Source organism: Sphingomonas aerophila, from assembly GCF_014199305.1.
Classification (GTDB): Bacteria; Pseudomonadota; Alphaproteobacteria; order Sphingomonadales; family Sphingomonadaceae; genus Sphingomonas; species Sphingomonas aerophila.
Map to the genome: position 1 here is coordinate 1 of NZ_JACIJK010000012.1, position 25749 is coordinate 25749.

The following is a 25749-nucleotide window of genomic DNA, read 5'->3' on the forward strand; positions in this document are numbered from 1 at the left end:
CACTCGCTACGACCGCTGCCCAACCGTCTTCTTCTCTGCCGTCGCGCTCGCGGCCACCGTCATCTTCTGGCTATAACCAATGAGTCCTGACCCTAAGTACCGATAGTCCCGGTCGGGTGCGAAACCGACCAACTCGTAGGCGCGCAGAAGGCTTCCGAAACGCGTACGATAAGCGCTGCTAGACGGAACATCCTCAGCCTCATCGATGATCAGGCCGGTAAGCATGCCCCGCGCCTTGTAAACAGAGGTCAGCAGCTCGAGCATGGCTTCATTGCTCAGCCGTTCGGAGCGCGCCTCAATGATGGAGCGAGCCCGGGTATACACATCCCGGTCGACAATCGCAGGGAAGGCGCCCTCGGCCCTAACCCATTCGTCTTCTGCGTTCTGAACGTGCTCCTGCTTCAGTTTGAAGGAGGTCCGTGCCCAAACGTTATCGCCGACATATTTCTCGTTGATAAGCAATTGGTGGACTGTTCCGCGAGTCCATGGACGTCCAAGATCGGTGACAAGCCCGCGTGAGTTGAGCCGGTTGGCGATGTCACGCTCGACAATACCCTCCTCGGTGAACTGGCGATACACTTCCCGAACTACCGCTATTTCGTCTGCAGGTCCCGGCACCAACACGACGCGATCGGTCGCGATGCTCTTGTGTTCTCCGTGACCAAGCTCGCCTTTCGCCTCGCCGTTCTGGTCGATGAGGAGTCGGCGTAAGCCGTAACCGGCATTGCCGCCCTGCCTGTAGCCACGTCGGATAAGGTTGGCCTGACCTGCAAACACCTTCACCGAAAGCTCGCGGCTGTACTCGGCTGCCATCGTGCGCTTGACGGTCTTGATGATGGTGGAGCTTATTGAGCCGTCGTTCCTGAACTGCTCGGCACAGTACTCGACCTGAATGCCAGCCGTTCGAATGCGCAATTCGTGAGTAGCGGCCTCGTCCGGGTCCTGAAAACGACCAAGGCGGCTCACGTCATAAACAAGCAGCGCGTCGAAATCAGTGTTGCCGGCCTCAATGTCGGCGAGCAGCAGCTTGAGTCCTGAACGGCCCGAGAGGTACAAGCCGCTCTTTCCATCATCTTCGTAGGTCCGGACGATTTCGTAACCGTTCGCTTCTGCATAGCTGCGGATTGCGGCGGCCTGGTTATCAGTCGAATATTGCTGGTGTTCGGTCGACATGCGGACGTACTCGGCCGCTCGGACCCGGGTTGGAGGTGGCGGTTCGTCGTCCTCGGTCGTGTTCCAGTTGATGACCATGGGCGGCCTCTGAACGGGAGGCGCGTACGCCCGACGCCGCCGTTTACCCTAGAGGAACGGAAACATGTTTCCTGAAACCGGCAAGCCGTTTCCAAACACGGCGGCAAAGCTAACCGAAGCGCAGTACGTAGCCGCGGTCTGTCAGGCGCTGCGAAACGAGCTTGGGACCAGCAGGAATGCGGCCAAGCAGATTCAGCGCTGGACAAACGTCACTGATCGCACCGCTCGCAACTGGATCAACGGGCTAATCGGTCCGAGTGGGCATCATCTTATGTGCTTGGCCAGCAAGTCAGAGGCGGTGCTCGGAGCTATCGTGTCCATGACAGCTCGTCCGGAACTGGCGCTAGCGGCGGACCTGCACGCTGTTGAGGTCGCGATCGCAAAGGCAAGCGGGGCTTTGGAGATCCTGAAGAGGCAAAGAAGTACAAGGTCGGGGTAGCTCCTCGATCATCATGATTGGGGATACCTCAGACGCGTCGGGCCGAACTTCGGACAGAAAAGTTCTCCGAATGTTCTGTCCTACAGCACCCGACTCGGCGTAGCCCGGTCGGGAGAGGAGTCGCGCTATGATCATCATCGATGCACCCGTGCTGCTTGGGCTTGCGGCATTGCTAACCAGCATATCGGGGCTGGTCTGGGCTTGTCGCCGGCATCCGTGAGCTGAAGCGCAAGGGCAAACACTGCAAATCGAGCTAGAGGCGACGGTTACTGAGGAGAGCCAACCGTGACACGACACTGATCTGCGCATGCATAAAGCATCCGGAGTGGTTCAGTACCCAATGCTGTCTCTTGACTTGGCGTGTGACAAGTAATCTCATTCACGTTCTCGGCCGGGGGGCTGGCCGATTCGGAGGGGGGAATAAGATGACCATCACTGTACGCGCGCTCGCATGCGCGCTGTTCGTCGTTGCGCCTGCAGCCTACGCGCAGAACTCGTCGCCGATACCAGCGCCGCTCGCGGTCGGAAACACCGATGCAGCCGTTCTGCGCACCGGAACGAAGGTCCCGCTCAGGATGTCGCAGACACTCACGACCAAGGGCAAGCAGCTTCGCGTGGGCCAGCACTTCAACCTTGAGGTGGCAGAGGCCGTGCTGGTCAACGGTCAAACCGTTATCCCAGTCGGGGCGCCCGCAGTCGGTGAGGTCACCGAGGTGCGCAACAAGGGCATGTGGGGCAAGTCGGGCCATCTGACGGCTCAGGTCATGTACGTCACCGTCAACGGTCGGCAGATTCGCCTATCGGGCACCTTCGACGACAAGGGCGTGACTGGCACTGCTGGCGTCGTGGGCGCGATCGCGTTCGTGCCCGTTGCGGGCTTCTTCATGACCGGCACCAGCGCCATGATCCCGACCGGCGCGCCAGTGACCGCCTTCATCGGTGAGGACGTCGCTCTGGCGTTCAACGCCACGGCTCCAGCGCCGATGCAGGTGAACGTGCCAGCGCCAGCGATGCCGGTGCAGGTTCAGCCGGCTCTCTCACCCGCTGTCGCGACCAAGCCCGCGGCCTAATCTTCCAGCTGACTGCACTTGGGACGCGGCAAATCGTCGCGTCCCAGCTGCTTGCGACTCCGGAGACATGATGAAGCGACTGAACATGGTATTGGCGGCTTCGATCGCGGCCGCGGCGGCAACGACAGCCCCGGCCAAGCAGCCCAAGGTCGGCCAGCCCGCTCCGCCGGTAGAGCTGACGCTGATTAGCGGCGAGAAGGTCACCCTTGAGAGCCTGAAGGGGCAGGTGGTCGTGCTGAACTTCTGGGCGACCTGGTGTGTGCCCTGTCGCAGGGAGCTGCCGCTGCTCGACGCCTACTATCGTAAGCTGCGGGATCGCGGATTGCGCATATATGCGATTACGATCGAGGCTTCGGCGCCGGCGGGAATGAAACAGCTATTCGCGGCAATGGCAATCCCGTCAGTGCGCCGGATCAAGGGCATATCCAGTGTCGTGCCTGCCGTGCCGACGAACATCATCATCGATCGCGCAGGAGTGGTGCGCTACGTCAAGGCAAGTGCGCTTGAGCTCGATGATCTCAACCGCGAGCTAATTCCATTGCTGAACGAGCATTCGCACGCGAGCTAGCTAGCAAGCTCGTATATGCAGCAGCGGGCTGCATCTGGCTTAATCTACCAATCGAGTGGCGCCGACGGCCCCAAGGGTGGCACTTTCTAATGTGGCGCACAACGTTAGCGATTGGGACTTAGCCGACCCGCAGCTACGCGACCTAACCACGGCTGGCATACCTTGAGTTGCGACGGCGGCCAAGCACCGGTGAGAGCGCAGGACAGCTGTCGCTTCTAAAGGCGACAGAGCTAAACGTTAGTGCGCGTCACTCCTTTGCCGGACCTGCACAGACATGCCGCCGCCGCGGCGTACCTCGAACCCGCCTGCTTGCTCAATCAGCGTCGTCAGCTTGGCGCAACCATACGTGCGTGGATCGAACTCGGGATCCATTGCCAGAAGCCGTGACCCGAGACCTCCGAGATGAACCCAGCCCTCATCATCTTCAAGCTGGGCAATCGCCCGTCGGACCATAGCTGCTGCCTGCGCAGGCTTGCGCGGTGCAGTAACGGGTGTACCAGAGGGCTCGACCGCAGCCTTTTCGCTGGCCATTGGTGCAGCAGGCTCAGACCGGGGAAGCAGGTTTTCCGTCAGGACAAAGCGTTTGCAGGCTTGTCGGAAGCTCTTAGGAGTCTTCGCCTCACCAAAGCCGAACACGTCGAGACCCTGCTCACGAATGCGCGCAGCGAGGCGGGTGAAGTCGCTGTCCGAGGACACCAGGCAGAATCCTGCGAGCCGGCCGCTGTGCAGAAGGTCCATCGCGTCGATTACCAGTGCGATGTCTGCCCCATTCTTGCCCGCGGCCAGCGCGAAGTTCTGCTGGGGTATGATCGCGTGGTCGGTAAGGATCTGTGCCCAGCCCTTGAGCCGTTCCTCCGAGAAATCACCGTAGATGCGTCGCACGCTCGCTTCACCAAACGTTGCGATCTCTTCGAAGAGGCGGCGGGCGATGCGGGGCGATATGTTCTCGGCATCGATGAGGACAGCCAACCGGGGAAGAGGGGCAACGAGCGACATGGTGCGCAGTTAATGCTGAAGGCGTTGACGTTGCTCTAATCCGACTTCTGGGCCGCGCAGCTTACGCCCGGGATCCGAGACCCCGCCGGTGGCAGGCTCAAGAGACGCGACGGTTCTCTTTAGGGTTCGACAGTAACTGGAGCTGGGCGGCCAGCCGCCATGCGCAGCGGCTGCGATAAACGGCAGCTATCGCCCCTAGTCGCCCGAAAGTGGAAAGGCAGGGCTCGACCAAACCTGGACATAGCGGGTACCGAGTGGGTACCGCGCCCAATCTGCGCGCATAGGCCGCGCATCCGCGCCAGTGTTGGACACCATGGCGGATGAACCGTCCGCCATGCTCAGCCATTTCGATCAAGCGGGCGAGAAGGAGTGTCTCATTCGCTACTCCGCCGAGCCAAGCACCCTCTTAGCAGCCGCGATCGCCGCCTTGCCGCTCTTCCCAACCGTCTTAGCTGTTGCCCCAGCGTTATCCAAAACCTGCTGCGCAGGCTTCCTGCCCAAACCGATCTTCTTCGCCATCGCGCGGCGGCTCTCGGAGTAGTTCGCAGCCACCATCGGATAGTCAGCCTTTAGCCCATAGCGCTCGCGATATTCGTCAGGCGTGAGGCCGTTGGTGGTGAGGTGACGACGCAGCGTCTTGTACGGCTTCCCGTCGATCATGGAGATGATGTGATCGGGGTTCGCCAGCGACTTACGCACGCTCACGGCCGGCGTGTGTTCCTGGACGGGCTCGGCTTCGGCCTGCGGCGCGGACGAAGCGTTGAGCTTCGCGACCGCGTCATGCATCGATTGCAGGAAAGCCGGCACGGCATCGGAATCGGTCCGGGTATTCGGGTTGGCCAGCCAGGCGATCGTCAGCTCGGTTGCAAGTTGTACGGTGTTCGTGGGGTCTTCGGTCACTCTCGGTACGCCTTCCGCTGATCTGAGTGGAACCGGTTACATCCATGACGGATCATAAACCACCCCAATGTTCAGCAAAGATCGATGTTTGATTTCCCTGGCCGCAAACATGCTCTGAATAGCCGGTTGCGCCATCCGTCAGCACGGGCAAAGATCGAGCTGGGGACAAGACGGGGACAAGCAGATGAAGTTGGTTGTTATTTGCCTGCTGGCTCTTGCCGCGGCCCCGCTTCCACTCGCGAGCGCCGAGAGCGAGCCGGGTCCCAATTCGGCAGCTATTGTGCATTTTCGTGCAGCAGCCATAGCCGCGCAGGAGGAGGACTGCGGAAAGGCGCTGAAGGAGATTAGCCCAGTCGTGGACGGCAAGCCAGATAAGATGCCGGACAAACTTCTTGCCGCAGCCTACGATCTCGCAATTGTCTGCAACGCTCGCGCAAATCGAAATGAAAAGGCTGCACAGTATGCGCGGCGGGCGACGGCACTAACCGAAGCGTCGGACATGGCTTGGACGATGCGCTTCTTCGCCGACTATATCGGCAAGCGTTACCCTCAAGCGGTAGAAACCGCGGAGGCGATGACACAGGGCCGTGGCGCCGCGCTCAACGGACTTGACCCACGCTGGATGTGGGGTCTGCACCGCTCGCTCGACCAAGCAAACTTAGCTGCGCTGGATAAGCGCTTGCTCACAGTTATGGCCGCTTCATCCTACGATCCCGCCGATCCATCCTTTACGATCGATGACGGACGCGGCAGCGCTCAAGCCTTGTTGGCTGGCCGCCTGCTCGCCGAGGGTGACCGGGCGGGCGCGCTGGCAATGATGGCAGGGCTGACCAGCGTCTCGGCGATCACTGAAGTCCTGTTCAACCCTGATCTTCGCACCGCGAGCCAACCAGCCCCCAATTTGCGGGCAGCTGCCGAGGCGGATCTGCGCCGATCGCGTGACCTCAAGAACCGGTATCCAGACTCGCTACGCCTGATCATCGCAGAGGCCAACACGCTTCGTCAGCTCGGCCGTCCGTCCGATGCCATCGTTGTCCTTGAAGCCGCACGGGGCCGTATCAACAGCAAGAGACCCTTTGCGGACCAGGGCGAGACCTTGCCGTGGTGGTGGAACGAACTCGGCTATGCGAACAGCATGGCCGGCAACTACGAGGGCATGACTGCCTCGTTCGCGAGCGGAAGCGCCGTCAGCGAGAGCGGCATGCCCAATGTCAGCCAGGTGATAAACTTGGGCTCTCAGCAGATCGCCTTTGCAAGGTATGATGACGCGCTTCGTACGGTAAGCGCTGAGTTCCTGAAACGCGAGATGAGCCCCTACGGGAAGATGCAGGCGCTTAGCGTACGCGGTTGCGCCCTCGCGCTCTCAGGCGAAGCTAACGAGGCGCAAGCGCTGCTTCGAGAGGTGACCGCGCACGAAAGCGACGACCCTGCTACTGTCACGGACCTGCGACTTTGTCTCGGTGACGACGTCGGTGCGGCCGCGTCGCTTGTCAGGCGGCTCTCACATGCAGCGCTGCGCGCAAACGCTTTGAAGGAGCTGGCACATTACGCGGATCCGATTGCTGGCCAGCCCAGCGACCCGCGCCAGGTTCGACGAGCGAAGGTCGCTCAGCGCGCCGAAGTGCAACAGGCGTTGGCTGCGGCGGGGGGAGTTGTAGACATTCCCCTGCAACGCAATGCGCTTGGCTGGTGAGGACTCCAAGCCGTCTCTGGGCGTGGCAGCGGCACGGAGCCAAAGCTTGTACGCTCAGCTTCGGGCAGCGGAAAAGCTTGGCCTGCGCTCAACGACTGTCCGCTGATGGGTGGCAAGCAGAACGGCAGCTTACGGGAGTCTCAGGGGCAGAGCTGCCGTTCCGGGCAGGGTCGGCGCGAACAACTGCGAACGCCCAGTAGCGGACATCCCGCAGGTGGAGCACAGTGCCAAAATGACCGCCGCTCGCGCTTTTCTCCTCAAAGTTCTACAACGCGTGGCGGATGGCGGGGATGTCAGCGAACCCGAGCTCAATACTGCCGTGCCCGATCCGTTCGCTCTCAATCGCGCTGAAAAGAACGCTTGGGAAGAACTGAGCCATTGGGCTGACGACGACGACGTCCGTGGGCGGCATCAACGCTACGCTGCCTCGAAGCGCGAGCGGATGCGGGACCATCTTGCGGCTTTGATTGCGACCGGCAGCTGACGCCCAAACATGGACGCGCAGGCGAGAAGTCCGAGCGACCGGAAGTGGCCATTCGTTCAGCTCGAGCTTTACCGGTTCTCCGTCTGCGACTGAGCTTATCGGCGTCAACCACCTTGCGGCTCGGACGGCCGGCGTTGTGCTGATCCGGATAGCTTAGCTTCTATGACAAACAGGCGCAGCAAACGCTTTGTTAAGTACGTGAGGGTAGTGCGTCTCCCGAGAGTACAGGGTGGGAGGTTTGAATGCGCTCGTTGATCGTTGCCCTTGCGTTGCCGCTGGCCGCCTGCGGTGGAGCGGGAGGCGGTCTCTCCTCAGCTGGCTCGTTTGCCGGAACCGGAGGTTTGCCAGCGGCAGAAAGCATCACCCTGCCGCCGCCAGCGGGAAGCACTGCAACTCAGGCGAACATGTTCGATGTCGCAGCGGCGGCCAAGTTCGATGTGCTCGGTGCGATGCACTCGCTTTCCATCAACTCCGACAACACTAGCCTCTATCAGGGTAACGCCAGCACAGCTAGTTCTCCTGCCGGGTCCATCAGCTATGATCCTCGCGACGGCATCTTCGTGATGACGCTCGCCGACGAGAAAGCCAAGGTAAGCCGGAGCATTACGTTTCAAGACCCAGGCCACCGCACGACCGCCGATCCAACTACCGTAGAGAGACAGGTCCCGCTGCTAACGGGCTTCAATTACCTGTCCGTGCTCGACGGATCGGTGCCGTTGACGTTCTTCTATCAACGACCAAACAGCGTTGGATCGTTTGTTTCCCTCGCCGGCTTCGAACGGAACGAGCGAAACGCCGATGGATCATCTACGTCAGAACAAGGCGTCCTCGTTTTCGGTACGCGAACTTCGATGTTCCAGACACCAACCAAGGGAACGGCACGTTTTGACGGCCAGTTCTTGGCGACGATGGTGGCACAGAGGGATGGTTCGGCGCCGGCACAGCAGTGGCTTTCCGGGAGCAGCGCTGTCGATGTCGATTTTGCCTCTAGAAAGGTGGCGCTTACTCTTTCCGGCGCCGTCGGACCGGCGTTCGTCCAAAATACGCCGATCTCTGACGCTGCGCTCAGCATACCCGCTGGTTCGACCTTTAGTGCGACTGGGACAGCGGGCTGGGGTGCATTCTCCAATGCGTTTTCCGGTAAGTTCACCGCTGCTGGGTTCACCAGCGATGGGAAAGCGACGCCGGTTGATTTCGCCAGTGTAAGCGCCGGCACATCAACGGCTGGGGCGAGCTCAATTGATGGAGCCTTCTACGGACCGGATGCCAAGAACGTTGGCGGCAATTTCCGCATCGTCGGCGGTATCCCTAATCAGCGCGTTGACATCCTCGGCGGCTTCACGGGCACAAAGAAGTAAATCGATCCACCGGAGGAGCCGCTATGAGGCTAATAGGTCTTGCGGCGGCTGCGACGTGCCTTGCGGCGTCACCTGTAGCGGCCCGGCCGGAGCAGTCATGCTCCGCGGGGGTGTGCCAGATTAAGTTGACGCCAACGCAGTTGCTCGGAGCGGCCGAGCGGCTCGTGGCCGAAGGTCGCTATGCCGAAGCTAAGCCACTCGTGGACGTCCTCAGGCAAGCGCCAGGGCTTAAACTGAAGTCGGCGTTCCTAAGTGGTCTGATTGCGTCGCGGACGGGAGATTATGCCAGCGCCGCGGATCAGTTCATGGCCATCCTCGCGAACGATCCGCGGCAAACGCGGGTTCGACTGGAGCTCGCGCAGGCATTTATGGCTTTGAAGAAGACTGCGAGCGCAGATCGACAGTTGCGTATCGCTCAACAAGACGCCGATCTGCCTCAGCAGGTCGCGCGAACGATCCGAACTGCGCGTGATACGATCCGCAGCGGCAGAGCGTGGCGGCTCGATGTCAACGTCGGGCTCGCGCCCGACACTAACGTTAATAATGCTACATCGGTGAAATCTGTCACTCTTTTGCTCGGTAATGCAGCATATAGTGCCGACTTGAACGAGGACGCGAAGGCGACCTCCGGGTTGGGGGCAACGGCGCAGCTCTCTACCGGCCTTAGGCTGCCAATCACTGCCAAGATATCTGTTCTGGCGGAGTTAGACGCGAACGGCACCAATTACTCGGGTAATCAGTTTGACGACTTTGCCGTGCAGTCTGCCACGGGAGCCGAGTATCGGTTGACCGCCACCAACAGCGTTTCTTTCGAGGGTACCTACGCCCGTCGCTGGTTTGGTGGTCGCTCGATCACGCAGCAGTTCGGGGCTCGGCTTGGGGGCCAGATGACTCTCGGACGGGCAGATCGTCTGGGTTTTCAGATCGACGTCCGCCGCAATCAAGCCTTTTTCGACAGCGGCTATGATGGGTGGCAAGGCGGTGTTTATGGCACGTTTGAGCACGCGCTTACCCGCACCATCGTCGCGTCAATCGGCCCCTTCGTCCGGCGCGAGTGGCTCCACGAGAACGCGTTCTCAAGCAAAGAGGTTGGCGGCAACGTTGGGATCGGGGGTGAACTGCCGCGCGGGTTCAACGTCGGGGCGAGCGTGGGCGTGTCGCGGGCGACCTTCGATGCGGCCATCCCCCTTTTTGATCTGAAGCCTCGACTTGACAATCGCGCTGTCTTTCGCGCGACCGTTGGCAATCGGATACTACGATTGCATGGCTTTTCTCCTCAAGTAAACTGGACATATAATCGTATTAGCTCCTCCCTTGGCTTATATTCGATCAGAAGAAGCAGACTTGAGGTTACGCTAGCCAGATATTTCTAGACCTTTCCTGTTTTATCGTCTCGAACATGGTCGAGTGAAAACCTGTTGGCGAGCAGCTTCGCTAAGACAAGTGGGCGAGAACTGTTCTCGTCGTATGTACACGTCAGCACATGTCCGCAAACGTGCGACGACCACTCGCGAGATCGCGACATTCGGGCTATTGTGTAAGTGACTATTCGTGAATTCCTAAAGATCCAGGTTGGTTAAGACGCGCCAAGCCAACGAAAAAAGACGACGGGGATTTGCCGCCCAGTTGCGGACACTCTGACGGTCGCGCACTGTTGGTCAATGCGGCCCGCGATCGTTCCCGCCATTGCACTCTGGCTAGCCGCATGCAGCGAGCCAAGACCTCCCGCGCTGCGACAAGTGGCGATCTGGGCACCGGGCCTAGACATCACAATCGACGTTGAGGGGAATGGCCGTTATTTGAATCGATCCAACGGCGAGCACAGGTGCTTCTTGCTCGCGTCGAAGCAGCTCGATGACCTTATCCGACGCATGGAAGTGTTTCGGCGGTCTCCTCAGACGATGGCAGGCGAAGATGTGCGGGCATTTTCCCTGCGTGGCGTCCCATGCGACGGACCTTACGTTACTGACAACGGCGGCATGTCAATTCGTTGGCTCGGCACCTCAGTCGACCAGTTCTATTCTGCAGATTTTGGCTGCGATCGCGACAGGTATGCGGCGAGGAACAAGGAGCTTCGGGCGATACTGAAGTCTCTTCCCGTTCCCGAGCCACAGAGCCTGCCGTGATCGCGACGGTTCAAATGGGTGCGGCAATGCCTGCTCCCGCCCACAGTCCGTCAGAGTCTCCAGGCAAGTGACGGTAGATCGTGTGCAGGCGCAAGCGCGAAGCGTTTCCAATTCCGCCGGCGGCAATCATTTCTCCGGACGCGACTGCATCCCGCGGGCAATTGCCTGCCACTCATTGCGTGTATGACAAACCAGTCTCCGCGACGATTTCATTTCGAGGCAAACGCGGTCTTCGCCGGAAGCTACATTCCTCTGAGAAGGTCCTAGGTTTGCAACAGCGCCTAGCCCGTGATCAGACCAACGAAGATTTGGATTGGGCTTTGGAGCAGGAATGCTCTGTGCTGCCGTCGGCGATGCCAAAGCCAAGCAGAGTGCAAAAGCACCGACCTTGTACATCCGGTCTCTCCCAATAGCGGTGGCAATCATCAGTTATCGGCTTCGCCCGCGCAACCCCAAACATCTTCAACCTTGCCTCCCCAATCGGCCCGCCCTCCGCGCATCAACGCCCTCCCGTAATCCTCAATTGGGATCCTGAACCGCAAACCGCACCTTGCCCGGCGGCACCAGCAGCATCGGTGCAGTCTTGCCTGCCTCGACAAGAACCTGATCAAGCGGCACGGCATCTTTGGGCGCCCCGACCGCAAACGCTTGGACCAGGCGCTGGCCTTGCGTGGGCAGCAACGTTGCCGGGATAGCGAGAGGACGGCCGCCCAGCGCTGAAAGCCAACCCGGGCGGCCGTAATGGTAGGTCCGGTGAGGGTGCACGATCTGGAGGTCTACTCTCCCAGCGTACTGTCCGACGACAAGCGGTATGCCTGCCGCGAATAGCGCGCTTGGTCGGGTGACGTGCGCTGACGCGATGGAGTATGCGGCGGCGACCGACGGCGCCGTGTCGACCAAGGTTGTCTGATCGATCGTAAGCGGGTCGATGCCAGTGAGGCGCTTTAGCCGGCCGGCCATCCACAGCGACTTTCCGCCCGTCCGGCTCTCCATTGGTTCTTCGGCAACGTGGCTGTAGCCGACATAGATGAGCACCTTGGCTTTGGGGTCGCTGCGCAGAAGCGCTGTGCGAATGTTCTGCGCCTGTGCCTCCTCCCGCACAGCAATTGATTCCTCTCTGGAGGCTGTTGCCTTCGGAAACTGGTCGAAACGCCAGTCGTATGCCGCAGGCGCATAGCCAAGAGCCATCGCCTCTCTGACGAATGCAGCGAACACAGGGTCCCCCGTGTAGGAACCGGTCGACTGCCTGACGATCCCGTCTCTGGCAAGCTTACCGAGCGGCGTCTTCGGGCCGGGATCGACGTCGTTGTTGAACGCCTCCGCAGCTAGGATCGTGTAGCCCAGAGGCTTCAGTGCCCGAGCAAGCCCTAATCCGAAGGCTCGATCTCGCGGACTCAGATGTGCCTCGTTCAAGACAACAATGCGAGTACTTCTGGCGCGAGCAACTATCTCCGCAACAGCGTCGTGGGGAATGGCCGAACGAAGCTGTGCAAGCATCTCCGGGTCGGGGCTGGGCGCTTCTCCCGAACGCGGGCGTAAGCCGCCGACCGGCAGTTCACCCGCCACCATAGGCAGGGCCTGCTCCCATGCCTGAAAGGCCCCCTCGTCCGCGATCGTGCCATCGGACTTCAGCGCTGCTGCCTTGAAGATGGTCAACGCCCGGAGATACTCACCCCGGTCGAGCGCTTCGTTACCGGCCGTTGCCGCGTCTGAGAAAGCCTCCTGAGCGCCTATGCTCGATGCCAGCAGCGCCAACGATAGGACCAGCAACCGCTTCATAACGCTCCCTCTTGCAGCGGATCAGGTTATCAGGGTTTGCTGCTCTGCCCCATCCGAACCGAACGTTCTCGAAGCACGCGAAAATGTCCATGAGCGAGCGAGGGCCGACCAGTTTTCTGGTTGGAACCCCGCGATCAAGGGCCAGGCCAGTCACAATCAGGCTGGTCAACCGCGCTCGCTAGTCCGCCACTTATTGCTGAGCTGCGAGAGCCGCAGCAGGTCTGGCGCAGGTCGAGTTTCCGACTGTTTCCTATCCAAAGCGCGTTAGCTTGGAAGCGGGCTGATCCCGGACGTCGCCGCAATTGGGAAGGCTATGGGTCAACAGGGTAGAGGATGGAAAAGGCTGTCGTAAATCACTGGTCCACAATGAAAAAGCGGTTTGCTTGAGTAGCCTTCGTAATGCGGGGGTCGCAGGTTCGAGTCCTGCAAGCGGCACCACCTTTCTAGAGTACCTTAACTCAGGACGGCGGGGCTGGCCCGGGGGAAGCGTCCGGCTGGTCGCGAAACCAGACACTCCTCCACGTGAGTCTGCGGCAACGCTCATTGCACGAGGCGGCTGGCACGAGTTGCGTTCGCCGTGGCATCATGAAGGGGCTTATCCCAATCCGCCTCGCTCCGCGCTCAGTTCCATCTCTGTTCTCATCGTCACGACGTGGTTGCCCATGCCGGACCGGCATGTCACCGGAGACAGCGCTGCTGACTGGCAAGCGTACGGCGTCCTAAAGAGGGCCTTGCTGCCCAAGCCATTTGCAGGAGCGCAGCTCGTGACAGCTGCCACAAGTCTTCTCAATGAGCAGGCATTCAGTCTTTAGAGGCTTGGGCGTTACAGCTTACGAACCTGCGTCCGCTTAGCCAGCCATGGCGAATGGATGATCCGCTGCGGTCAGGCCTGAATGGCCGGGTTCGCGTGGAAGTCCGAACGACCGCTGTCGGCTTTAAGCGCGGATACCTACCTTCCTGGAAAGATCCGTGTCTTGAGGAGGAGCGGCCTGTCGCTGCGTAACAATGCCGCCCCACGCAGATCTATTTCAAAGGCAAGAACAGTTCCACGGCCGCCTCATGCTCTGGAACTTCCGGGAAGAAAGCGATGCGCTGACAGTAAAGTGGGAAGTCCCGCGCCTCTTCGCCGCTGACTGGAAGCCAATCGCGGTAGAGGTACAGGGCGGCAGGCTCCAGATTGTCGGTGTTGCCGACGACACGCAGCACAGCGCAGCGGCCGCCGTGAATGGTGCCCGCCTCAATCCGCTCGCCATTTGCCTCGATCGGTCGATCGGTCCCGACGCACAGGTCCGTGCGGTACTCAGCCGGGGGCGTCGCGCGCGGATCGGAGTGGAACACGTTGAAGGTCGGACTGATCCTCGGCAACAGTCCGGTTGCCTTCCGCCAGGCGATGAACCGCTGAATAGTCGCGCCGATCGTCGCCGGGTCGCCACGATGCTTCATGATCGCCACGGGCGTTGGAGCCACGTCGCGGATTGTTACGTCGCCGGGTGTGTAGGTGGTCTGCATGAGCTTGCTCCTCGCGCTGTCGAGAGGCCCGAAGGCCGCAAGCCACGGCTCCCAATCGGGAGACTTCCTGAACGACGACGGTGACTGCCCGAACCGTTGCCGAAAGGCGCGAGCGAAGGCATCTGGAGCGTCGTAACCGGCATCCATCGCTACATCGGTGACGCTCTGGGCGTCCCGGTATGCCAGCCGATGGGATGCCCTCTTCATGCGGGCGAGCTGGACATAGCGATGCACGGACAGCCCGAAGGTCGCCGTAAACTGCCGGTGAAAGTGATACTTCGAGAAGGCTGCGATCCCGCTCACAGTGTCCAAGTCCAGGTCATCCTCCAGATGCCGGTCTATGTGATCCAGCGCCCGTTGCATCCGGGCATGGTAGTTGGAAAGCGCTGCCTTCATCGTCCTATCCTTCGTGGCGGCACCAGCTAGGCCCTAGCGAACATGATGCGCTCGACGGATCTTGCGATTTGGCATGAACCATAGCCTATCGCCAGCGACCTGCCGTTCGGCACGTCCAGTCCATGAAGAAGCAAGAATGGGTGGGCGCCAGTAACGCCCGCGCTCGGGCATCAGCCGGGTACCAACCCGCGGTCGCATATTTGAAATCCGGCAATTCTACAGTGCTTGGGGCTGCCGCGTTCGCCTACAAGACAGTGATGCCGGGTGACTTTTTCCGATATCGAATGTCGGCGCTGACGGCCTGGCGGATCGACTATGACATAATCGACCCATCCATCAACAAGGGAGGGGTCCTCCGTCGTTATCCGTTCAGCAGCCTTGAATCCAGCTAGCGCTCATGCATCCGGGATGCCCGGCACCCACCGCGCTGGCTTCAAGGCATCGAACGCGGCTCCGAGCTGGCCCTTGCAGCATCATTCATCGGCGGTCTCCAGTGCAGGGCACCTGTGGGGACTCCTCTGAGCGCGAAATTTACGTGGGCTTAGCCCCACTTGGATCGGGTCGCGCGGGGCGTACAAGGTCCGGATCGGTCCATTCTGACGAACTCGCATTTCGGTGGACGATTTAGGAACGACACCATGAAACGATATCTGATCCCTGCGGCTTGCGCCGCGGTGCTATCGACCATTCCCGCAGCCAGCCTTGCAAGGCAGGACCAAGTGGTCGTCACGTCGCGACCGGTGACGTTCGTAGCTTGGCAAAAGAAGGTGCAGCACGATCTCGCGAACCGCCTTCACTACCCGATGCCCATCTTGGGAAGATTCGCTGGCAGCGGCATTGTTCGAGTGAAATTCAGTTGCAGCGAGTCAGGTCGCCCCGACAAAGTGACGCTCTTTCACAGCTCTGGCAGCCACGCCTTAGATCGCGCCGCGCTCTCAGCAGTGCGCAGGATGGCGAGCATGCATCCGTTGCCTAGAGCTTTCGGCCACGATCAGAAGTACTTTGCGGACATCTACTTCGATGATGGTCTGGACGGTGACTATGAAGCCAAGTTGCAGGCCATGAACGCCGCAGCAAACAAGGCAAATGGCTGGGCTTACGACTCGGTTGCAGCTGCCCAGGCACCAGCGCCTGTCCTCCTCACCGCCGCGCGATAGCTGCCCGATCTCGACCTGGCGCAAGTGCGTTGCCCTGATCTTCAGCCACACGAGCAGCACCGGGAGCAGGCTGAACATGCCGGACCCAACGAGATAGCCGTTGATGCCGGCCTGTCCTGCCTCGGCCGTGGTTTCACCGAGCCAAGTCATCGAAACCGTGTCACCGCCTGTCTCGCCGAGCGTGGTCGCAAGAGTTTTGAGAATCCAGAACACGAGCGTGACGGCTCGAACCTTGACGGCTCGGCGGCCGAGCGCTTGCATGGGCTTGCGCCTAGCGGAGAAACGCGGCCCGGGGAGGGCGCTCATCGCGACATTCAGGAGGCGACGTTTGGTTCACCCAACGTCGTGGCGGAATTTTGCACAGGGCGAGAGGCCGGAACAGGTGTACCCTGGCCTAGTGGTCGCGAGATTATCGCTCAGAAACGCCAGGCGACTTCAAATCCGCCGCCTTTATGGGCCGCCCAGGGCACCAGTCGGACCCGGTCGTCGTGACGCCCCGTCAGCAGGAAACCGCTGGCGCCTCCGATCGCCGCTCCGGCCAGAACATCGTGAATGTAATGCTTGTCTGCCTCGACACGGGCCAACCCGACGAAGCGAGCGACGGCCAGTGCTGGCAGACCGGCTTTCCAGCCGTATCGCTTCTCCAGCGTTGTCGCTGCCGCAAAGGAAACCGATGTGTGCCCGGACGGGAAGCTCCGATTGTCACTGTCGTCGGGCCGGCGTTCGTGAACGAGCTCCTTCAGCAACCAGGTGGTGCTGCCTGCTGCCAGCATGCTGCCACCTGCTTGCAGATCGCCGCGCCAGTCGCCTTGCACGCCGGAACCCCGAGCGCCGCCCCTATGAGCAAGTCGCGGCCGGCGCTGCTCGCCTTGGCCCAGCCGTGGTGGCCGGCCATCGCCGGCGTGGAGTGGAAAGCAGCGATGGACACTGCAAGCAGTGCAACGGACGGTCGTTTCAAGCTCTGGCCTCCTTGGTTGCAGGCTCAAGTTGACAGGTGTGCCAGCGATAAGGCCGGGCAGAGGCATCATGGTGAGCGTTCGGATGCGCCAAAGTAATATCGCAAGTTAAGCTGAATCGGGCGAGCGGCCGTTGAGCGGTGTCGCAATGCAGGTTTCGATCATGGCACAAGCACCGTGCGCGGGCGAGGGAGCTTTCGCGGTCCGGGTGGTCAGGTAGCAGCCATGCGATGTCCAGCTTCGTCATGTCCGCACCGGAAAGCGGATGGACGGCCTCCCACCCAACCCGGACATTCGGGGGCGACCCGGTCGTAGCGTCCGTACGTGCTCACCGGCAGACCTCAGACTCGACGCCACCAGCCGACGGTTTTGGAGACCGCGACGACGAAAAAACATGCTCCTATAGTCACCGTCGTTTCACCGCGAGAAGGGCCGCAAATTTGCCAGCATCGCAGCACGGTCCCGATGACGGTCCGACAAAACGCCTATGTGGCTGTTCGTTTGCCGGACGGAACGGGCGGCATGAGGGCTGCAACACTCAGCCTTATCGCTGACCCTGGAGAGTACTTCCCGACCAACTACGAACGGTTCTCGTTGGAGCAGAGAACACTGATCTGAATGCATCCGCCATGAGGATCTTGTGCACGGACTTGCACAGGACAGCTGCGAGCTGGTCGTGCGAACTTACGCGACGTAACTCGGCCCTCTTCGCATCAACGCCCTCCCGTGATCTCTTTCCGAATTCTGAACCGCGAAACGCACCCCGCCCGGGAGCGAGGTCAGCATTCAACTGGCACGTTGAAGTCATGGTGGCCGGCAGTCATCATGTTTGCAGCATGCCACGACCGAACCGGCGACTGGTGGACAAAAATCGGCCCCGATGCGTTGTTCGGGCGGGAAGAAGTGCCCAGCCGAACTCGCCGAAGGACACCTGAATGAAAGCTCATGACAAGCCCGCCGAGGTCGAGCAGGTGGCGGACGAGGTGCTGATCGACGGCCCGGACGGTGCCGTGTCGTCCTTCACCCCGGAAGCGGCGCTTCAGACGGCGAATCGTATCGAGCAAGCCGCAGTGGACGCGCTACTCGCCCGTCCCTGGGTCGAGGCCGATTAAATCCGGCACGCTGACGGCAGCCAATGGCGCAGCTCAGCGGGCGATCACACGATCACGATGTCGCCGGCTGTCAGGACCTGTCCGGGATTGAGCACCGCGAACAGGGTGGCCGCGGCTGGGCCCCAGCCGTCCGCGTCATACAGGAGCGACCCGCTCGCCTGGTCGTACAGGATGTGAACGTCGGGCGTAGACGCCGTGGTGCCATAGGCAAAGCTGTTCGCTGCAAGAGCACCCGTTGTCAGGTAGGCGGTGAATATGGCGTTCTCGAGCCGCAGCTGATCCGTTCCATGAACAAGGTCCATGATGCGATCGACGTTGGTGGTGGCGTTAAGCGCCGTGTCGAACAGGAAGGCATCGGCGCCCGTGCCGCCGGCCAGAATGTCGTTCCCGGCTTTGCCCGCCAGAACGTCATTACCATCACCGCCGAACAATGAATTGGCCGCTGAATTGCCCTCCAGCCGGTTCGCGAGCGCGTTACCGGTGCCGTTGATTGCCGCGCCGGTGCGCAGGACCAGCTTTTCGACGTTGTCCGGAAGGACATAGCTGACATCGGCGTTGACCGTGTCGGTGCCCTGCCCGGCGCTTTCGATGACCAGGTCGCCCGCATCGTCGACGAAGTAGGTATCGTCTCCGATGCCCCCGGTCATCTTGTCGATGCCGGTGCCGCCATTCAGCTTGTCGTTGCCGGCGCCGCCTATCAGTTCATCATTGCCGGCGTTTCCGTTCAGCACGTCGTTGCCGCCCAGGCCGCTGATGATGTCGGCCGCGGTGGTGCCGTTCAACGTGTCGGCGGCCTCTGTTCCGGTGATCGGGTTTGCGGGTCCGGGCCGGGGGACCGTCACCGATCTTGCGGATCACGATGCCGGCGACCGTCGCGTTGTCGACGCTGCCGGCGACAGTGGAGTCGAACCAAAGGTCCAGGACGCCGTCGGTTACCGTGACCGTCGCCGTCACATCGTAAGCCTCGCGGCGATCGCCAGTGGCGGCCACGATGTCGACGTGGGACAACAGGGTCTGGTTTTCGCCCACGACGTCGAACACACGCTTGCCCGCCGTCGTCCAGTAAGTTTCGGTGAAGTGCAGGTCGACCGCATACACGCCGTTCGCGACCGGTATGTCGTACCCGAACGCCTTGCCGAACCGAACCGTCTGATAAAGCGCGTCGTCCTTGGTGGCCGTGATCAGGCTTGTGTCCTTTGACACCTTTGACGTGCCGAGCAGGAAGCTGCTGGGCGCGTCGCCAGCATAGGCGATCTGGCGCACCGTATCGTTGTAGCCGGGCCCGCCCGCGTCAATCGCGGCAACCACGCCTGTTGCCACAGCGGGATTGGTGGTCGGGTCAAGATCATAGCGCTGCAACACGCCCAGTTGCGGGCGGTCGATCGGGTTGCCGTTGGCATCCTTTGCATTGGGTTCGATCGAGTAGCGATAGCTCCCGATCCAGGGCCCGCCGGCCCAATAGGTGGCCCCCATCCAGACTGGATGATCGTCCATATACGCCAGGGTATTGTCGAGCGCGCGCAGGTCGAGCGGGGTTCCCTCCGATCCGAACTCACCCATGAACAGCTTGTGACCTGTGCGTTCTGCCCAGGCCGTGATCTCGATCAGGTTCTCGATGCCCTTCGTATCCGACACGGTCGGGCCGGTGCCCGAGTTCTTGGCGTCGAAGTAGTTATGGACCTCAAAGGCGTAGTTGTTGACCGGGTCGATCACTCCTTCGCCGATGACGGTATCGTTATCGTCGGAATTGGGCCGATCATAGGCGCCGCTGACCCAGGAATAAGCGCCATCCCAATAGGTGCCGGGCACCAGCACCAACTGGTTGGCGCCGGCCGCGCGAATTGCCGACATCGCCGCGTTGGCGGAGCCGATCCACTGCGTCGCGGTCTGGTCGTGCGGTTCGTTCATCAGGCCGAAGATGATGTTGGGATAGTCGCGAAAAGCGGTCGCTACCTGTCCCCAGAAATTGGCAAAGGAAGCGTTGGATGTGCCTCCGCCGACCATCTCGCCAAAACCATAGCCGAAATTATGCGGATCCAGGACAACCTTCAGCCCCAGCGTCCGGGCATGGTCGACCACGGCCCTGATCCGGCCGAGTTCTACCGTGTCGAGGGCGCCGTCCTTTACCGGCTGCAGACGTTCCCAGTCGAAGGGAATGCGAATGACGTCCATGCCTTTGCTGGCATAATAATCGAGATAGCTGTTTCCAGGATAAACATAGGTTTTGCCATATGTGCCACCAGTCCCGAACTGCCCCGCGTAAAGATTGACCCCGATCATTATCGTCTCCGCCGGCCGCATCTCGCCCAACAACATGTATGGCGGGTCACGAACTATTGGCTTGTCGCGCATCTGATCTGGCGTGCGCAATCGACTGATCGCCGTCGGGAATAGTACGGATGGAGAAATCGGGCTCCTGAATACGGTGCTCAATTGCGGTTTGCTTTACGGCTTCCGGCCAGTGGGCGATGGTTTAGTGGCATGGCGGCCGCGCCGGTCGACGTGGTAGGTGACCAGCATGTCCTACCAGGCCGTTCTGGCACTTCATCTGCTGGCGATAACGCTGTTCCTGGGCGGGCATGTCGCGACCGTGATCTTTCTTGCGGGAACAGGGGCCGACGGGGCGTCCGATGCGGCAGAGCTGCGCCGCCTGGCGCTTGGCAATCGGCTGATCGTTGCGCCCGCCCTCGCCATTGTCTGGATAGCCGGCCTGCACCTGGCCGACGCGGGAAACTGGTTTCCGATGCGCTGGCTTCAGATCAAGATCGTGTGCGTCGTCCTTCTGACCGCAAGCCACATCGTCCTGTCGCTCGATCTGGAGCGAGCGGCTGCCGGTGCACGGCGGCGACGCCTGCGATGGTGGCTGCTGCCGTTCTCGACAATTCTTGTTCTGGTCATCATCGGCCTGGTGACGGTTAAGCCGTCCTGATCGTCACCGGGTACGCTGCTGCAGGTACAGGTAGCGCGGGTCGAACTCGCCCGCGCGCCACAGGCCGGGGCGGTCGAGGACCGTCACCCTGCCGGACTGGAACTCCATCAAGCCATCCTCCCGTAGCTCCCGCAAGGTCCGGTTCACGTGCACATTGGTCAGCCCCAGGCACTCCCCGACGTCGCTTTGGGTGAGCGGCAGGTCATAGCCGGTGTCATCCGCCAACCCGACAATTCCAAGTCGGATCTGCAACTCGCTGAACAGTGTCGCCAGCCGTGCGCGCGCCGACCGGCGGCCAAGCGATACCTCCCATTCGCGGTGGATCGCGCCGTCCAGGTTGGTGCCGAACCAGTAAAGCCGGGTCAGTCGCGGAAAATCATCGGTAATACGCTGAAGGTTCTGGTGGGGAACAAAGGCGGCGCGGCACGGTGTGAGCGCCAGAATCTCATGGTCCAGATATTTGAGCGTAAAGCTGTGCAGGTCCACGAAGTCGCCGGGGACGTGCAGCTCGGTTATTTGGCGCTGGCCGTTGCGCATGTCCTTGAAGCGGCACATGAACCCGTCAAGCAGCAGGGTGCTATGATCCTGGTCCTGGAAGGCCGGCACCACGATCTGGTCGGCCGCATATTCCCGGGTTTCTGATACAGCCGATCGGATGGCCTGCTCTTCTTCCGCCGAGACCTGTCCGCGGGCACGCAGCTTAGCCAGATGCCGTTCAATCATGCGTTGCCGCCCATCATGTCCGGGATCGATGCAAAACCAGGCGTCCGGTGACCACCTGTATGGCCAGGGCTCGAATTCTGAGCGCTGGCGTGTGGGCATCTAGCAGCATTTTTCATGACCGCCGAACGCGCCAAGCCGTTGAGGGTTCGCTTCCGCCGCGCCGGATCCTGCTGCAGATCAAACGATGGGTACGGTTCTCGCCCTAATAGCGTGAAAACGTTTTGATTTACGTTCATCCCAACGGTTCTGACGCAACCCAAAGCGCCCCCGTGTTGTTGCTCACCACGTATCCTTTGGGAGAGCAGACTTGCCCATCAGTGCGGCCACGCCCTGGCCCGCGCGTGCCAACACGCGCCTCGAACTCTGGGGTGGACACGAGTGCACCGTTAATCGTGTTCATGATGCGTGGTTCGACCAGACAATAAGGGCAGGGCACCAGGATCGTCCGCAGGATCTGGCGCTGTTCGGGCAGCTTGGCATTACCCGCCTGCGCTACCCGGCCTTGTGGGAACGCATATCGCCCGAAAGCCCTGACGTGCAGGACTTTGCGTGGACCGACGAACGCCTGCCAGAGATACGGCGGCTGGGCATGCAGCCTATCGTGACGCTGTGCCATCATGGCAGCGGCCCGCATTATACCTCGCTGCTCGACGACAGCTTCGCGCCCGGCCTGGCCCGCCACGCCGCCGCCGTCGCAGGGCGCTATCCCTGGATCGAGGATTATACCCCGGTCAACGAACCACTGACCACCGCGCGGTTCAGCGCGCTCTACGGCTTCTGGTACCCGCGTCACCGGGATGAACGCGCATTCTGGCACGCGTCGCTCAACGAGATAGATGCGACGCGACTGTCGATGCGGGCGATCCGGCAGATCAATCCCGCCGCGCGACTGATCCAGACCGACGACCTTGGCTACTGCCATGCATCTTCGCCCTTGCAGGCGGAGGCCGATTTCCAGAACGAGCGGCGCTGGATGGGTTGGGACCTGTTGTGTGGCACCGTCGTGCCCGGCCATCCGCTATGGGCCCGGATCGCAGGCTTTGGCCTGGGTGACCGGCTGCGGAGAATCGCTGACGATCCGTGCCCGCCCGACGTGATCGGCATCAACCATTACCTGTCGAGCGAGCGGTTGCTGGACCACCATGTCGAGCGCCATGGCGGGCGCGGCGTCGCGGATGCTGGCGTTCATCTGTCGAATGGCGTCGCCCATGTCGACGTCGACGCCGCGCGCAGCATACCCGACCAGGTGATCGGGCTGTCCGGCCTGATCGAGCAAGCCTGGGAACGATACCGGCTGCCGATCGCGGTTACCGAGTGCCACAACGGTTCCACCCGCGACGAGCAGGCGCGCTGGTTCATTGAAGGCTGGGACACGGCCGAAGCGCTGCGCCAGCGCGGCGTGGAGGTGCTGGCGCTGACCGCCTGGTCGCTGCTCGGCAGCTATGACTGGAACCGGATGGTGAGGAGCACCGGCGGCCATCACGAGGCGGGCGTGTTCGACGTGCGCGGGGGTGAGCCGCGCCCGACGCTGATGGCGCGCGTGCTGAAGGACCTGGCAGAGGGCAGGCGCCCCGCCGGGCCGGGGGTGGGCGAGCGGGGCTGGTGGCACGCGGAGCGCCGCGTTCCGACGATCAAGACCGTGACGGCCGCGCCGTTCGCCATTGTTGCCGGCGATCCCATGCTGACCGACGCTGCGGTCGCGGCATGCACCATTCGGGCCCTGCCGCATGTCGTCCTGGACACGCCCTCTCCAGCGCGCCTGGCCGCTGAACGTCCCTGGGCGATCTTTGATGCTCGCATGGACAGGGCCGCCACCAGCGCCGGAATGGGCGGCATACCATGCCGAACGGGACATCATCGGCGCTGTGGTCCGGATCGTAGAGCCGGGCGCTTCGGCTGCCGTGGCCGGCCGCGAGTGGCTGACCGTCGACGCCGCACCCTTGTTCGGCCCTGCCGAGCCGCATCTGCTGGCCGAGGTGCTGGACGCCCTGGATGAGGGCAAGCAGGTGGTCGTCGACGGCCAGCAGGAATGGCGCGGCAGCTATGCGCCATGCCTGGTCGACGGCGTGATCGATCTGTTGCTGGATGGGCATCGCGGGCCGGTGAGCTTCCAGCCAGAGCGTGGCTGGACCGATGCGGAGATCGCCCGCGCCCTGGCGGCGGTCGCCGGCCATGATCCCTCGCGGATCCTGCCGATGAATGGCGAAGCCGCGATGACCGGGTTGGACGAGGGTGGCTTGTCCTATCTTCCTTGCCTGGAAACGGTCCTGGAGCGCTTCGTTGGTGATCGCCGACGCTGCCGCGACTGGGTCGAGGCGGGCGAGATATTGCTGGAGGCGGCTGAGTGAGCGACGAGGGCAAACAGCAAGCATTGCAGCTCGATCGCGGTGAACGGGGCGCTCCGGCTCAGCCGATCCCCGATCTGCCGCCGATCCCCGAACCGCGCGACGAAGCCTATCCCGGGACGCTGCGCTTGCGGGTGGACGCGAGCGACGTAGAGCGCCGCATCTTCACCGTGCGGGAAACGATACCGGTGGTCCGGTCCGGACCGATGATGCTGCTTTATCCGAAATGGCTTCCGGGCTTCCACGCCCCCCAGGCTCCTATCGAGCTGTTCGCCGGCCTGGAGGTTCGGGCGGGGGGCAGTGTGGTGACCTGGGAGCGGGACCCGGTGACGGTGAACGCGTTCCGGGTCGACGTTCCCGAAGACGTTGACGCGCTGGAGGTAAGCTTTCAGTTCCTGTCCCCGACAGACGCGTCCCAGGGGCGCGTGCTGTGTTCGGAGGACATGCTGTTCCTGCCCTGGAACACGGTCGTGCTCTACCCGGCCGGCCACTACGCCCGGCAGATCGCGGTAGAGCCAACCCTGACCCTGCCCAAGGGTTGGAAGATGGCAACGGCCCTGGATGGGGCGGAGCAGGACGGGGCGGACTGGCGTTTCGCACCGGTGCCGCTTGACGTGCTGGTCGATTCACCCGTGCTCGCGGGCCGGTATTTTCGCCGGGTTCCGCTTTCGGACGGAGTGTTCCTCAACATCGCGGCCGACCAGCCGTCTCTGCTCGACGCGACGCCAGAGCAGCTGGCTGCGCATGGCGGCGTGGTTACCCAGGCCGATCGCCTGTTCCGCGCCCGCCACTTCGACCGATATGAAATGCTGCTGGCGCTCAGCGACGAGCTGTCCACCGCAGGAATCGAGCATCATCGCTCTTTCGAAGGGGTGAGCCTGCCGGGGTATTTCACCGAATGGGAGCAAAGCTTCCCGCGCCGCGACACCGTACCGCACGAATATGTGCATAGCTGGAACGGCAAGCATCGGCGCGGGGCGGACAGCTGGTCGCCTTGTTTCGAAAAGCCGATCCGCAACAGCTTGATGTGGGTCTATGAAGGGCAGACCCAATATTGGAGCCGCGTGCTGGCCGTCCGGTCGGGCCTGTGGACCCCCGAACAGGGACTGGGTGCCCTCGCGGTAACAGCGTCGCGCTATGACGTGCGGCCGGGTAGCCGCTGGCGGCCGACGATCGACACGACGCGCGATCCCATTATCGCCGCCCGCGCGCCGCTGCCCTGGTCAAGCTGGCAACGAAGCGAGGATTATTATTCCGAAGGGTCGCTGATGTGGCTCGACGTCGACACGCTGCTGCGGCAGTTGTCGGGGGATACGCGGTCGTTGGACGACTTCGCGCAGGGCTTTTTCGGCTCGCAGGACGGCAGCTGGGCGACCGACACCTATGTCTTTGCCGATGTGGTGGACACGCTCAACGGCATCGCGGCCTATGACTGGCACGCGTTCTTCGAGAAAAACCTGACCGAAACGCATGAACGCGCGCCACTCGGTGGGCTGGAGCGTGGTGGCTACCGGCTGGTCTATCGCGACAGGCCCAATGTTTTCCAGGCGGCGATGGATGCGCTGTCGGGCCAAGTCGATCTAACCCATTCGCTGGGGCTGATCGTGGCGAGCGAGGGCAAGCTGGCCGACGTGCTGTGGGGTGGCCCGGCCTTTGCTGCGCGGCTGACAATCGGCGCGCGCATCCTGGCGGTGGGCGACCGCGCCTTCTCGCCCGACATTCTGATGCAGGCGGTTCGCGACGGTCGCTCCACTGGCGGGGTCGACCTGACCATTACGCGGGGGAAGTTGATCCGCTCGGTCCGTATCGACTTTAACGGCGGCCTGCGCTTCCCATGGCTGGAGCCGTTGGACGACGGGCAATCCCGCCGCCTGGACACGATCCTGCAGCCGCTGCCTGATGCGACGGGAAGTGCGAGAAAAACCTTAATCTAGGGCAACGTCAGGAACTTCGGCGGC

At 61.9% G+C, this 25749-nt stretch carries 21 protein-coding genes and 2 pseudogenes; 13 read left to right on the plus strand and 10 right to left on the minus strand.

What is annotated here, in order from left to right; genetic code table 11:
• Positions 1–303 precede the first annotated feature (303 nt).
• A pseudogene (locus FHS94_RS16545) lies at positions 304–1251 on the minus strand (recombinase family protein); the annotation flags it as partial.
• Positions 1252–2115: 864 nt separating this feature from the next.
• Here FHS94_RS16545 and FHS94_RS16550 point away from each other — a divergent pair.
• Both FHS94_RS16550 and FHS94_RS16555 read left to right on the plus strand, forming a co-directional pair.
• Positions 2116–2760: a hypothetical protein gene (locus tag FHS94_RS16550; protein WP_246348723.1), complete on the plus strand. Its 645-nt coding sequence runs from the start codon at positions 2116–2118 to the stop codon at positions 2758–2760.
• A gap of 67 nt (positions 2761–2827) precedes the next feature.
• Entirely contained in the window at positions 2828–3328 is a 501-nt protein-coding gene (locus FHS94_RS16555; protein WP_425506196.1) for a TlpA family protein disulfide reductase, read from the plus strand.
• Positions 3329–3565: 237 nt separating this feature from the next.
• Here FHS94_RS16555 and FHS94_RS16560 read toward each other — a convergent pair whose 3' ends face one another.
• Positions 3566–4297, minus strand: coding sequence for an NYN domain-containing protein (locus FHS94_RS16560; RefSeq protein ID WP_425506197.1), 732 nt, complete (start codon positions 4295–4297; stop codon positions 3566–3568).
• 408 nt (positions 4298–4705) lie between these two features.
• Positions 4706–5224, minus strand: a complete 519-nt coding sequence (locus FHS94_RS16565; RefSeq protein WP_184059941.1) for a MucR family transcriptional regulator — start codon at positions 5222–5224, stop codon at positions 4706–4708.
• Between the two features lie 499 nt (positions 5225–5723).
• Here FHS94_RS16565 and FHS94_RS16570 point away from each other — a divergent pair, with 499 nt between their 5' ends.
• The 4 genes from FHS94_RS16570 to FHS94_RS16585 all read left to right on the plus strand — a co-directional run bounded on the left by FHS94_RS16570 (position 5724) and on the right by FHS94_RS16585 (position 10132).
• Positions 5724–6917, plus strand: a complete 1194-nt coding sequence (locus FHS94_RS16570) for a hypothetical protein (protein WP_184059943.1) — start codon at positions 5724–5726, stop codon at positions 6915–6917.
• A 232-nt stretch (positions 6918–7149) separates the two neighbouring features.
• Positions 7150–7401 carry a hypothetical protein gene (locus FHS94_RS16575; protein WP_184059945.1) on the plus strand — a complete coding sequence of 84 codons (252 nt, stop codon included), beginning with the start codon at positions 7150–7152 and terminating at the stop codon, positions 7399–7401.
• A gap of 242 nt (positions 7402–7643) precedes the next feature.
• On the plus strand, positions 7644–8759 hold the full coding sequence (locus FHS94_RS16580; protein WP_184059947.1) for a transferrin-binding protein-like solute binding protein: 1116 nt from the start codon (positions 7644–7646) through the stop codon (positions 8757–8759).
• A 110-nt stretch (positions 8760–8869) separates the two neighbouring features.
• Complete coding sequence (locus tag FHS94_RS16585; RefSeq protein ID WP_221234831.1) at positions 8870–10132, plus strand: surface lipoprotein assembly modifier; 1263 nt, start codon at positions 8870–8872, stop codon at positions 10130–10132.
• A 1272-nt stretch (positions 10133–11404) separates the two neighbouring features.
• Here FHS94_RS16585 and FHS94_RS16590 read toward each other — a convergent pair.
• Both FHS94_RS16590 and FHS94_RS16595 read right to left on the minus strand, forming a co-directional pair.
• Entirely contained in the window at positions 11405–12664 is a 1260-nt protein-coding gene (locus FHS94_RS16590; protein WP_184059951.1) for a hypothetical protein, read from the minus strand.
• Positions 12665–13687: 1023 nt separating this feature from the next.
• Positions 13688–14569 carry an AraC family transcriptional regulator gene (locus FHS94_RS16595; protein ID WP_184059953.1) on the minus strand — a complete coding sequence of 294 codons (882 nt, stop codon included), beginning with the start codon at positions 14567–14569 and terminating at the stop codon, positions 13688–13690.
• 122 nt (positions 14570–14691) lie between these two features.
• Between FHS94_RS16595 and FHS94_RS19200 the strand changes: the two genes are divergently transcribed.
• Positions 14692–14961: a hypothetical protein gene (locus tag FHS94_RS19200; RefSeq protein WP_221234832.1), complete on the plus strand. Its 270-nt coding sequence runs from the start codon at positions 14692–14694 to the stop codon at positions 14959–14961.
• Positions 14962–15372: 411 nt separating this feature from the next.
• A pseudogene (locus FHS94_RS19950) lies at positions 15373–15501 on the plus strand (energy transducer TonB); the annotation flags it as partial.
• A gap of 3 nt (positions 15502–15504) precedes the next feature.
• On the opposite strand, the gene FHS94_RS19815 reads toward FHS94_RS19950, so the two are convergent.
• Positions 15505–15987 (minus strand): COG4705 family protein, encoded by a 483-nt coding sequence (locus FHS94_RS19815; RefSeq protein ID WP_184059955.1) that lies wholly within the window; start codon positions 15985–15987, stop codon positions 15505–15507.
• Between the two features lie 155 nt (positions 15988–16142).
• Positions 16143–16499, minus strand: coding sequence for a phosphatase PAP2 family protein (locus FHS94_RS16605; protein ID WP_246348734.1), 357 nt, complete (start codon positions 16497–16499; stop codon positions 16143–16145).
• Positions 16500–17617: 1118 nt separating this feature from the next.
• On the opposite strand from FHS94_RS16605, the gene FHS94_RS16610 reads away from it, so the two are divergent.
• Positions 17618–17794 (plus strand): hypothetical protein, encoded by a 177-nt coding sequence (locus FHS94_RS16610; RefSeq protein WP_184059956.1) that lies wholly within the window; start codon positions 17618–17620, stop codon positions 17792–17794.
• Positions 17795–17838: 44 nt separating this feature from the next.
• Here FHS94_RS16610 and FHS94_RS16615 read toward each other — a convergent pair whose 3' ends face one another.
• Positions 17839–18576 carry a calcium-binding protein gene (locus tag FHS94_RS16615; RefSeq protein ID WP_184059958.1) on the minus strand — a complete coding sequence of 246 codons (738 nt, stop codon included), beginning with the start codon at positions 18574–18576 and terminating at the stop codon, positions 17839–17841.
• On the minus strand, positions 18500–20146 hold the full coding sequence (locus FHS94_RS16620; protein WP_184059960.1) for a cellulase family glycosylhydrolase: 1647 nt from the start codon (positions 20144–20146) through the stop codon (positions 18500–18502). The genes FHS94_RS16615 and FHS94_RS16620 overlap by 77 nt, the downstream gene beginning before the upstream one ends.
• Before the next feature lie 166 nt (positions 20147–20312).
• Between FHS94_RS16620 and FHS94_RS16625 the strand changes: the two genes are divergently transcribed.
• On the plus strand, positions 20313–20723 hold the full coding sequence (locus tag FHS94_RS16625; protein WP_184059962.1) for a CopD family protein: 411 nt from the start codon (positions 20313–20315) through the stop codon (positions 20721–20723).
• Positions 20724–20726: 3 nt separating this feature from the next.
• Here the strand turns inward: FHS94_RS16625 and FHS94_RS16630 are convergent, their stop codons facing one another.
• Positions 20727–21446, minus strand: coding sequence for a Crp/Fnr family transcriptional regulator (locus tag FHS94_RS16630; RefSeq protein WP_184059964.1), 720 nt, complete (start codon positions 21444–21446; stop codon positions 20727–20729).
• Positions 21447–21753: 307 nt separating this feature from the next.
• Here FHS94_RS16630 and FHS94_RS16635 point away from each other — a divergent pair, with 307 nt between their 5' ends.
• From FHS94_RS16635 to FHS94_RS16645, 3 genes are read left to right on the plus strand one after another with little or no spacing between them, the layout of a single operon-like run.
• Positions 21754–23442, plus strand: coding sequence for a glycoside hydrolase family protein (locus tag FHS94_RS16635; protein ID WP_184059966.1), 1689 nt, complete (start codon positions 21754–21756; stop codon positions 23440–23442).
• Entirely contained in the window at positions 23423–23794 is a 372-nt protein-coding gene (locus tag FHS94_RS16640; RefSeq protein ID WP_221234833.1) for a Rossmann-fold NAD(P)-binding domain-containing protein, read from the plus strand. Before FHS94_RS16635 ends, FHS94_RS16640 begins: the two co-directional genes overlap by 20 nt.
• Positions 23791–25725 (plus strand): M61 family metallopeptidase, encoded by a 1935-nt coding sequence (locus FHS94_RS16645; RefSeq protein ID WP_184059970.1) that lies wholly within the window; start codon positions 23791–23793, stop codon positions 25723–25725. The genes FHS94_RS16640 and FHS94_RS16645 overlap by 4 nt, the downstream gene beginning before the upstream one ends.
• Positions 25726–25749: the final 24 nt, after the last annotated feature.

Bases quoted from the DNA above. Each gene is read 5' to 3' on its own strand.
- FHS94_RS16550 (WP_246348723.1), top strand. From the start codon at position 2,116: ATGACCATCACTGTACGCGCGCTCGCATGCGCGCTGTTCGTCGTTGCG.
- FHS94_RS16555 (WP_425506196.1), top strand. From the start codon at position 2,828: ATGATGAAGCGACTGAACATGGTATTGGCGGCTTCGATCGCGGCCGCG.
- FHS94_RS16570 (WP_184059943.1), top strand. From the start codon at position 5,724: ATGGCTTGGACGATGCGCTTCTTCGCCGACTATATCGGCAAGCGTTAC.
- FHS94_RS16575 (WP_184059945.1), top strand. From the start codon at position 7,150: ATGACCGCCGCTCGCGCTTTTCTCCTCAAAGTTCTACAACGCGTGGCG.
- FHS94_RS16580 (WP_184059947.1), top strand. From the start codon at position 7,644: ATGCGCTCGTTGATCGTTGCCCTTGCGTTGCCGCTGGCCGCCTGCGGT.
- FHS94_RS16590 (WP_184059951.1), bottom strand. From the start codon at position 12,664: ATGAAGCGGTTGCTGGTCCTATCGTTGGCGCTGCTGGCATCGAGCATA.
- FHS94_RS16595 (WP_184059953.1), bottom strand. From the start codon at position 14,569: ATGAAGGCAGCGCTTTCCAACTACCATGCCCGGATGCAACGGGCGCTG.
- FHS94_RS19200 (WP_221234832.1), top strand. From the start codon at position 14,692: ATGAAGAAGCAAGAATGGGTGGGCGCCAGTAACGCCCGCGCTCGGGCA.
- FHS94_RS19815 (WP_184059955.1), bottom strand. From the start codon at position 15,987: ATGCAAGCGCTCGGCCGCCGAGCCGTCAAGGTTCGAGCCGTCACGCTC.
- FHS94_RS16605 (WP_246348734.1), bottom strand. From the start codon at position 16,499: ATGCTGGCAGCAGGCAGCACCACCTGGTTGCTGAAGGAGCTCGTTCAC.
- FHS94_RS16610 (WP_184059956.1), top strand. From the start codon at position 17,618: ATGAAAGCTCATGACAAGCCCGCCGAGGTCGAGCAGGTGGCGGACGAG.
- FHS94_RS16620 (WP_184059960.1), bottom strand. From the start codon at position 20,146: ATGCGCGACAAGCCAATAGTTCGTGACCCGCCATACATGTTGTTGGGC.
- FHS94_RS16625 (WP_184059962.1), top strand. From the start codon at position 20,313: ATGTCCTACCAGGCCGTTCTGGCACTTCATCTGCTGGCGATAACGCTG.
- FHS94_RS16630 (WP_184059964.1), bottom strand. From the start codon at position 21,446: ATGATTGAACGGCATCTGGCTAAGCTGCGTGCCCGCGGACAGGTCTCG.